This window comes from Dyadobacter sp. CY326, assembly GCF_021390515.1.
Lineage (GTDB): Bacteria > Bacteroidota > Bacteroidia > Cytophagales > Spirosomataceae > Dyadobacter.
Genome location: NZ_JAJUXI010000010.1, coordinates 273038 through 280228, shown reverse-complemented (window position 1 = coordinate 280228; position 7191 = coordinate 273038). Strand labels below are relative to the sequence as shown.

Annotated in this window: 10 protein-coding genes; 1 reads left to right on the top strand and 9 read right to left on the bottom strand. The window is 41.6% G+C overall.

Going from position 1 to position 7191, the window contains the following annotated elements; translation table 11 throughout:
- On the top strand, nt 1-110 hold a 110-nt coding region (locus tag LZG73_RS20760; RefSeq protein ID WP_233854229.1), incomplete at its 5' end, for an IS3 family transposase.
- A 74-nt stretch (nt 111-184) separates the two neighbouring features.
- Here the strand turns inward: LZG73_RS20760 and LZG73_RS20755 are convergent.
- The 9 genes from LZG73_RS20755 to LZG73_RS20715 are packed head-to-tail and all read right to left on the bottom strand — an operon-like array spanning nt 185 to nt 7179.
- Nucleotides 185-466, bottom strand: coding sequence for a hypothetical protein (locus tag LZG73_RS20755; RefSeq protein WP_233854220.1), 282 nt, complete (start codon nt 464-466; stop codon nt 185-187).
- Nucleotides 463-1002, bottom strand: coding sequence for a DUF420 domain-containing protein (locus LZG73_RS20750; RefSeq protein WP_233854218.1), 540 nt, complete (start codon nt 1000-1002; stop codon nt 463-465). Before LZG73_RS20750 ends, LZG73_RS20755 begins: the two co-directional genes overlap by 4 nt.
- Before the next feature lies 1 nt (nt 1003).
- Nucleotides 1004-1630: a hypothetical protein gene (locus LZG73_RS20745; protein ID WP_233854216.1), complete on the bottom strand. Its 627-nt coding sequence runs from the start codon at nt 1628-1630 to the stop codon at nt 1004-1006.
- Nucleotides 1631-1639: 9 nt separating this feature from the next.
- On the bottom strand, nt 1640-1969 hold the full coding sequence (locus LZG73_RS20740) for a cytochrome C oxidase subunit IV family protein (RefSeq protein ID WP_233854215.1): 330 nt from the start codon (nt 1967-1969) through the stop codon (nt 1640-1642).
- 29 nt (nt 1970-1998) lie between these two features.
- On the bottom strand, nt 1999-2769 hold the full coding sequence (locus tag LZG73_RS20735) for a cytochrome c oxidase subunit 3 (protein WP_233854213.1): 771 nt from the start codon (nt 2767-2769) through the stop codon (nt 1999-2001).
- Nucleotides 2770-2779: 10 nt separating this feature from the next.
- Nucleotides 2780-3367: a cytochrome c oxidase subunit 3 gene (locus LZG73_RS20730; RefSeq protein WP_233854211.1), complete on the bottom strand. Its 588-nt coding sequence runs from the start codon at nt 3365-3367 to the stop codon at nt 2780-2782.
- Nucleotides 3368-3386: 19 nt separating this feature from the next.
- Nucleotides 3387-4280 (bottom strand): heme o synthase, encoded by an 894-nt coding sequence (gene cyoE, locus LZG73_RS20725; RefSeq protein ID WP_233854210.1) that lies wholly within the window; start codon nt 4278-4280, stop codon nt 3387-3389.
- Between the two features lie 15 nt (nt 4281-4295).
- Nucleotides 4296-5321 carry a heme A synthase gene (locus LZG73_RS20720; RefSeq protein ID WP_233854209.1) on the bottom strand — a complete coding sequence of 342 codons (1026 nt, stop codon included), beginning with the start codon at nt 5319-5321 and terminating at the stop codon, nt 4296-4298.
- Nucleotides 5299-7179 carry a cbb3-type cytochrome c oxidase subunit I gene (locus LZG73_RS20715; RefSeq protein ID WP_233854208.1) on the bottom strand — a complete coding sequence of 627 codons (1881 nt, stop codon included), beginning with the start codon at nt 7177-7179 and terminating at the stop codon, nt 5299-5301. Before LZG73_RS20715 ends, LZG73_RS20720 begins: the two co-directional genes overlap by 23 nt.
- Nucleotides 7180-7191: the final 12 nt, after the last annotated feature.

Genomic DNA, 7191 nt, shown 5'->3' with positions numbered 1-7191 from the left:
TTAAAAAAGAAATAAAAGCATACATTACCTATTATAACAACGATCGCATAAAGCTGAATTTAAACGGAATGAGCCCGGTACAATACCGAGCTCATTACACTAATCGTTAATTCTTAAACTCGTCCAACTTTTGGGGTTCAGTCCACATAAGTTTCGCTTTTGCAATTTCTAAATCAATTTTCTTTCAGCCTTGAAAAGCCTGCTTCACACGTGAAGCGACAAACTGCCGTTCTTGAAGTGCTTTTCTGCTGTTGCGATACCACAAATAACCAATGACTGCGACAAGCAAATAGGGCATTACAAAAAGAAACATAATACCCGTGTTAAGGCCTACACCAACATTGTTTCTCCCATTTCCCATCGAACTTTCAACAGAGCCACGGCACATTGCGCATTGAGCCCATGTGTCTGCTCCCGTAAGCAAGAACGAAAGCATTAAGCCTATTATAACTGCGAATTTTTTCATGAATAATAAGGACTAATCATCAAGTAAACCACCACACCGCTAATGCTGACATAAAGCCAGATTGGCAATGCCCATTTCACTGCTTTTCTGTGTGACGCTATTTGATTGGTATAACCAAAATAAACGGCACGCAGCACAAACCAAACGACCACAATTGACAATGTGATGTGCGAAATCAATAAAAAGTAATAAGCAGGCCTTATAACCCCCTGACCGCCAAATGGCGTCGACTCGTTAGAAATGTGATATAAAATGTAGCAGACTAAAAATATAGCTCCAAGCAAAAACGCGCATGTCATGGCTCGACGGTGCCCAGTAAGATTATTGTTCTTGACAAAATAATAACCCGCAATCAGCAAAATCGCCGTAAGTGTATTAATAACGCCGATGACATGTGGCAAACCTTTTGTCCACGCTCCTAAATCGATCTTTTGACGAATGCCCAGCAGAACGGCAACTGCAACAGGAATTGCTATCGCCAGAATGTTGATGATGCGCTCGTATTTGGGTTTTTTCTCTAAAATTAATGTTGCCATATTATTGATTGGCACTTGCCTTGTTTTCGTAATTTAAGATCTTGACTTCTGCCATTAAGCGATCAATTTCTTCGGGATCTGCTCCGTTGTAATAACCTCTTGTATAACCTTTGCTGTCTATCAACATTAACCTGCTTTCCCACGGATAAAGTTCGCGATCATCTTTCATATAGGGAGGTTCGTAAGCCAAAGACTTTGCCGCCTCCGAATTTGTAACATTGATTATCTGCCATCCATCTTTTCCCATCTCCTCGGGATAATCAGGAGACTTTGCCAAACTGTCCTCAGAAAGCGTTACAATGTTCAGTTTTTCCGACTCGCTTCGCATTGCATACATTCGATCGAGATTTGCCAATACTAGCTGACATGTGTCTCCGCAGTATTTTGGCAAAAAGCTGATAAGTGAAATACTTGTTAACGGCAGTTTTCCCGATGCGAAGTTTAGTGCTGTCGTTTTCTGAAAAACAGTGTCTCCATTTGCAACCTCAACCGTTCCATTAGCATTAACCTGCGGGTTGAAATAAGGAAGGTCATAATGGTTAGTTGCAAACAATTTGAGCATTACAAAAATCAAAGCCGGTATTACTAATGTTACGATCAGTAATCCGGCTTTGGGAAAATTCTTCATGCTTAATGATTAATCAAATACGGCTTCAAATATCGCATTTCCTTCCAACATCAAAGCCAAGATCAACCAGGCGACGAAAATTACAGGAACGAGAATTGACCAAATCAGTGATTTTGTCTCATGCTTTAAGTGCATAAATTCTCCCACGATATAAAATGCTTTCACAATGGTCATTACAATGAAAATTGTGATTTTCAGAATTCCGTGGGGAACTGTGAACGCGATAAGGAATTCGACTGCGGTAAGGATTAGGAGAATCCAGAATGTCTTCCAGATTGCCTTGCGTTGCTCCGCTCCTGCGTTCGGATCTTGGTTATGAATATGGTGTACTTCCGACATTTGATTAGGAATTAATATTATGGAATGATTTAAACCAGATAAAAGAATGTGAACACAAACACCCACACCAAGTCTACAAAGTGCCAGTAAAGTCCGACTTTTTCAACCATTTCGTAGCTTCCTCTTTTATCGTAAAATCCTGTTGCTGTGCGGAAGAAAATTAGAATATTCAGAATAACACCGCTAAAAACGTGCGTTCCGTGGAAGCCTGTAATAAAGAAAAAGAAGTCAGCAAATGCGGGAGGACCATATTGGTTTTCCGTCAAATTCGCTCCAAATACAGTTTTATTAACCCAAGCACCATCCTGAATTACTTTCATAACAGACCCTGATTCGGATCCGTGAATAAAGTGAGCCCACTCCCAAGCCTGGCATCCTAAGAATGTAAATCCACCAAGAATGGTCCAAAGCATATATTTTTCAACATTTGCGCGATCCATACGGTGCCCAGCTTCAACTGCAAGAACCATTGTAACGCTGCTGGCGATCAAAATGAAGGTCATGATACCAACAAAAACCAGCGGCAATGATATTCCGTGCAGGAAAGGAACGGCCTCGTAAACCTTTTCAGGAATTGGCCAATACATGTTTGAAAATGTAAAATCAGCCACTTCTCCCGAAAACGCGGGAAAACTGAATCTTGCGGTGCCGTAAGCAACCAGAAGCGCTGAGAAAGTAAAGGTGTCTGAGATAAGGAAAAACCACATCATCAGTTTACCATAACTCGCTTTCATAGGCTCAATTCCCCCCATCCACAATTTGGGTTCTATAGCGCCAGGTGTTGTTACATTTGCAGCCATTGAAAAAATATTAATTAAAAGTCAGTAAAAAAACAAAAAGGTATAACCAGAGTATATCTAAAAAATGCCAGTAAGTTGCGCAGATCTGAATACGTCTCAGATTTTTTCCATGAACCCGCAAATTGAATGCTGCCGTCAATGAAAAGAGTAAAACAATTAACCCGCTGATAATGTGAAATCCGTGCAACCCTGTAAAGACGTAAAAAAACGAACCCGACGGATTTCCAACGAAGTACACATTCATTGCAACCAGCTGTTTCCAGCCCTCAAATTGCATCCAAAGGAACACAAGTCCAAGTGCAAAAGTAATAGAAATTGCTATTTTCAATTGTTTGAACAAATCTTTTTTTGCCGAAAAATAAGCCCATTGCATGGCTGCGCTGCTTACCAATAGCACTGCCGTACTATACCAGAAAATCTTTGGCATTTCAAACTCCAACCAATTTCCTTCCGCTCTTCTTACAAGATATGCACTTGTTTGAGAAGCAAATAACATGATAATACTAACCAAAAATAGCCACAGAATGAATTTCTTTGGATCCATTGCCAATGTTTCCTGCGGCTCCCTTTCTACTTTATACTGCTGAACGCTTTCCATTTTCACTCAAATTTCAATTTCACAACTTATCCAACAAAAACGCTATTTGCACGATCGGCAAATAGATGAACGATCCAAACATCAACTGGCGCGCGGTCTTATCAGTGCATTTACGCATTAAATGAAATGTTTGCGCTAAAAACAAAACACCAAACACCGTTGCAACAAAAGCTGAATTAATGCCTGTCATACCCAGCTCATACGGCAGCCAACCGATAGGCAACAAAAAGACTGTATAGATCATAATTTGCAATGTCGTATCAAGATCTTTAAGCCCATTTGCAGGCAACAACTTGAAACCTGCCCGCTTATAATCCTCATCAAGGACCCATGCAATTGCCCAAAAATGGGGGAACTGCCAGAAGAACTGGATTGCAAACAAAATCCCAGGTTCCAGTCCAAAATGATTTGTCGCCGCTACCCAACCGATCATCGGCGGAAATGCTCCTGGAAACGCTCCAACAAATACGGCTATCGGACCGACGCGCTTTAATGGTGTGTATACAAATCCATAAAGCACCAACGACAACAGCGATATTAGACCTGTGCTCAAATTGAAGACGAACACAAAAATGACCATCGAAACCAACCCAAGGAAAACAGCCCATACAATGGCCATATCGACGGAAATCCGTCCGCTAGGCAAAGGCCGATTCGCTGTTCTCTTCATCATCTTGTCAAGATCCTTTTCAAGGATTTGATTGATGATATTGGCCGCACCTGTTATCCCGATTGACGCAATAATAAACAAAATCAATTTGCCTGTCTCCACTTGCTTGGCTCCAAGACAATATCCCATTGCACCTGAAAACGCGATCAGTGAGGCCAATCGAAATTTCAATAACTCAAATAAAACGCCGATTCTCTCTTTTATTCTCCCAACGCCACTTATGCTTTCCTCTGCTGCTATCATTACTCGTGTATTTTTCTAAACCCGATTATGCTCCAACCTGACCTCTTCCGGCACATTCAAAAACTGCTTCCCATTAACTAACAGCCAGATTACAAATTGAAGACCAATTAACAATATGGCAAAGGTAAGATGTAAAGGCTGCGCAAATGGCGGAACTCCGAAATAAGTCATTAAAATTCCCGTCCCGATTTCTGCTATCAATATCCAAAAACAAGCAGTCGCGATTTTTCCGGCAATTGTAGCGGTTCCTTCTGTCTTTCTGATCTTGTCTATCCAATACAGATTTACCCCGAAAAGTATGATTGAAAAGGATCTGTGTATGTAAAAATTAGTCCCTAGCTGATCAATCCATTCACCCCTTGCGCCGTAACCTAATCTTACGATGACTTCGTCAATTGCTTCTCTTACTTGCGTTCCCAGCAAAATCTGCACAAGCGATAATGTCATTACGATAATTCCAATTCCGCTTAAAGCCTGCTTTCCGGAGTCGCTCAGCCGTAACACGTTCCCAGCATAAGCTGACCAGGTGAACAGATACAAGAGCAGAAAGACAATGACAATCGCAACTAACATGTGAAGCGTTACAACAATTGGTAACAGCTCAAATGAAACAACCTTCGCTCCTAACCAACCCTGCAATCCTACAAGGATGAATGCAGATAGGCTTAGATAAAAGATTCGCTTGTTATTGGATTTCAGAAAAGGAATGGAAGCCAAGAGCGTAAAAAAAATCATCACTCCTGTAAAAGCACCCAAAAGTCTGTTAACATATTCAATCCACGTTTTCACAGGATTAAATTCGACCTCACCTTTCAATTTGGCTCCGTAAAGCTCCTTGTAATTAGCTGGTAACTGCGAGATATTGGTCGGCGGCACCCAGCTTCCAAAGCATTTGGGCCAGTCAGGACATCCCATTCCTGCGCCCGTGCTCCTGACAACCCCGCCAGCGATAATTAAAAAATATAGGACAATGACAGTGTTCAAAGCCAATCGCCGGAAACGGCGATTGGCTTTGACGTCAATGTGCGTTGAACTGGTCATTATAGTTTTGGGACTCGATCGCCTTTTCGTTGGCAATCAACTCATTTTCATGAGGGAAGTTAGATTCCAGCGTTTGAGAATATGGAATGTTTTGCGGAATAAAATCTTCTTTCGCTCCTGGCTTGCTATAATCATAAGACCAACGATAAACTGCTGGAATCTCTCCAACCCAGTTACCGTGACCAGGGTTAACCGGTGCAGTCCATTCCAATGTATTTGATCTCCATGGATTTTGCGGCGCTCTTCTTCCTTTGAAGATGCTATAAAAGAAGTTCCATAGGAAAATGAATTGTGCAAGGAATGACAAGATTGCTGCTATCGATATGAACATGTTCATGTCCATGAATTTATGCGTAAAGTCGTAGCTCGTAAACTGGTAATATCTGCGTGGGAACCCAGCGATACCAACATAGTGCATTGGAATGAACACAAGGTAAATGCCGATAAATGTCAACCAGAAGTGAATTTGACCTAATGTCGTATTCATCATTCTACCAAACATTTTAGGGAACCAGTGATAAACTCCTGCAAAAAGTCCGAAAGCTGAGGCCGCACCCATTACAAGGTGAAAGTGGGCAACTACGAAATAAGTATCATGAAGCTGAATGTCAAGCGCGCTGTTTCCAAGAATAATTCCTGTCAAACCACCTGATACAAAGAGTGAAACCAAACCAATCGAGAATAACATCCCGGGAGTAAAAACGATATTTCCTTTCCAGAGCGTCGTAATGTAGTTAAAGCCTTTCACAGCTGATGGAACCGCAATAATCAATGTCAGGAACATGAATACGGATCCCAAAAATGGATTCATACCCGTTACAAACATATGGTGAGCCCAAACTATAAATGCAAGGAATGCGATACCCAACATTGAAGCGATCATCGCTCGGTAACCAAAAATCGGCTTGCGTGAATTTGTTGCGATAACTTCTGATGTAATTCCAAGTCCTGGCAACAGCACAATGTAAACCTCCGGGTGACCTAAAAACCAGAACAAATGCTGGAACAAAATTGGGCTACCGCCTACATTCGGCAAAGCTTCCCCATTAATATAAATATCCGACAAATAGAAACTTGTTCCAAAGTGACGGTCAAAGATCAAAAGCAATACAGACGACAAAAGAACAGGGAAAGAGATCAGCCCTAAAACCGCTGTAATTAAAAACGACCAGATCGTAAGTGGAAGACGGTCGAATGACATTCCCCTCGTACGCAGGTTAATGACAGTTGTAATGTAGTTAATACCACCTAAAAGCTGCGAAACAATGAAAAGTGCCATACTTGCCAACCAAAGCGTCATACCCATTCCTGATCCCGGGTGCGCTTGTGGAAGTGCGCTCAATGGCGGGTAAATTACCCAACCACCCGCTGCTGGACCAGTTTGCAAGAAAAGTGATGCAAACATGATAACACTCGCAAGGAAGAAAAACCAATACGACAACATGTTCATAAAACCTGATGCCATATCACGCGCTCCAATTTGAAGCGGAATCAAAAAGTTACTAAACGTACCGCTCAAACCTGCCGTCAGTACAAAAAACACCATGATCGTACCATGCATTGTAACCAAAGCAAGGTAGAAATTAGGGTCTAGTTTACCTGCATCGCTAATCCATCCACCCAAAACCGGTTTAAGCCATGACAAATTTGAGTCAGGCAAACCTAGTTGAATACGAAAAACGATTGACATAGAAATTCCAATTACCGCCCACATAATGCCGGTGATCAGATACTGTTTTGCTATGACCTTGTGATCTTCACAAAATATATATTTCTGCCAAAAGTTTTGTGCTTCGTGGTGGTGCTCATGCTCAGTGTCGTGGTGATGAGCCGTCTCCAATCCTTCAATAGCTGACATATACTTTTAAAT

Coding starts and splice junctions, on each gene's coding strand:
- LZG73_RS20715 (WP_233854208.1), bottom strand. CDS start 7,179: ATGTCAGCTATTGAAGGATTGGAGACGGCTCATCACCACGACACTGAG.
- LZG73_RS20745 (WP_233854216.1), bottom strand. CDS start 1,630: ATGAAGAATTTTCCCAAAGCCGGATTACTGATCGTAACATTAGTAATA.
- LZG73_RS20750 (WP_233854218.1), bottom strand. CDS start 1,002: ATGGCAACATTAATTTTAGAGAAAAAACCCAAATACGAGCGCATCATC.
- LZG73_RS20720 (WP_233854209.1), bottom strand. CDS start 5,321: ATGACCAGTTCAACGCACATTGACGTCAAAGCCAATCGCCGTTTCCGG.
- LZG73_RS20755 (WP_233854220.1), bottom strand. CDS start 466: ATGAAAAAATTCGCAGTTATAATAGGCTTAATGCTTTCGTTCTTGCTT.
- cyoE (WP_233854210.1), bottom strand. CDS start 4,280: ATGATAGCAGCAGAGGAAAGCATAAGTGGCGTTGGGAGAATAAAAGAG.
- LZG73_RS20735 (WP_233854213.1), bottom strand. CDS start 2,769: ATGGCTGCAAATGTAACAACACCTGGCGCTATAGAACCCAAATTGTGG.
- LZG73_RS20740 (WP_233854215.1), bottom strand. CDS start 1,969: ATGTCGGAAGTACACCATATTCATAACCAAGATCCGAACGCAGGAGCG.
- LZG73_RS20730 (WP_233854211.1), bottom strand. CDS start 3,367: ATGGAAAGCGTTCAGCAGTATAAAGTAGAAAGGGAGCCGCAGGAAACA.